Annotated in this window: 1 protein-coding gene; it reads right to left on the reverse strand. The window is 57.3% G+C overall.

The genetic code is table 11. The annotated features are described in order from the left end of the window. A partial coding sequence (locus BSG20_RS35410; protein ID WP_143147639.1) for a LysR family transcriptional regulator occupies positions 1-194 on the reverse strand: 194 nt, incomplete at its 3' end. Positions 195-1,149: the final 955 nt, after the last annotated feature.

Consider the following 1,149-nt stretch of genomic DNA (forward strand, 5'->3'; position numbering starts at 1 on the left):
CGCGGTGTTGGGACAAGTTCGCGACCCTGCATCGAAAACAGCTCGTCGCCGAAATAGGTGCGCAGTCGCGCGATAGCCGCGCTCATGGCCGGCTGGCTGAGGTTGATGCTGCGCGCCGCTGCGGTCACGCTTCGTTTGGTCATCAGTGCGTCGAGTGCGACGAGGAGATTTAGATCAAGGCCTTTGAAACGCATATCTTCATATGTATCCATAGTAGGGAAGGTCACCATCCGAACGATCAGTTCAGGCCAACATTTTGCCGAATAGACCTCGGCATCACGGCAGGACAGCTCCGACGAAGGAACCCCCACGGCCTCTCGAAGACCTGGCCGAGCTTAAGGCCGCTGAAACCGACAAGCGTCAGTTCGTTCTGTCGAGGTTTCCTGACATGCGCCTACGGATAACCTTCAGGACGTACTTTACGTGCGAAATGGATTGTGGTGCAGCTCGCTCCCCACAGCTTGTAGGGGGAGCGAGCATCTTCTTAGGCGCCAATTTCACCGGCAAACCCTGGCAGGCGGCCACCAGCTGCGGATCAATGATGAGCCAGTCCGCGCCGCCTCATACAGGCCCTCGCTTGGCCTTCTCTTTGCCCGTCGTTGAAAAAATACGAGAGGACCGTGAAAGTCCCTGCCTTTCAGGGCTTGCGTCGGCTTCGTTCCTACGGGCACGCGGGATCGAATCTGCCTCCGGACAGATGATGGCCTCCGGGACCCTGCTTCGTCAGCAGCCTCTTGGGCATACCAGGCGGGCAGATGTCATTGGTGTCGCGCCACTCGAATTTCGGCGGGATCGCGGCGGCCGAGGACGAGGACGCCGCGGACAACCAGTCCGCCACGTTCGGAGTGAGAACATCTGCCGTGGCAGCGACTTCTTTCCGCGATTTTCCTGTTACATCAATGGAATCGCTCCGAATCAGATCAAGGGATGGCCATACTAGTGCCCACCGGTCAGCCCATGCCATGCAAAGTCCGTATCCCATCATGCGCCCCGGGTATGGTTGAAAACTCATTCTAGCGAGATGCAAATCAACAGCATGGTAGACGGTCACAAAGTGGAGTTGCCCCATAAAAACCGGACAGGATCAGATTTCTGTTTGACGGTTTAAGAACTCACGCGGGGATCGATATCCCAAAGCCTTGTGCGGGT

The sequence above is a fragment of the Rhizobium tibeticum genome, assembly GCF_900110205.1.
In the GTDB taxonomy this organism is placed as follows: Bacteria; Pseudomonadota; Alphaproteobacteria; order Rhizobiales; family Rhizobiaceae; genus Rhizobium; species Rhizobium tibeticum.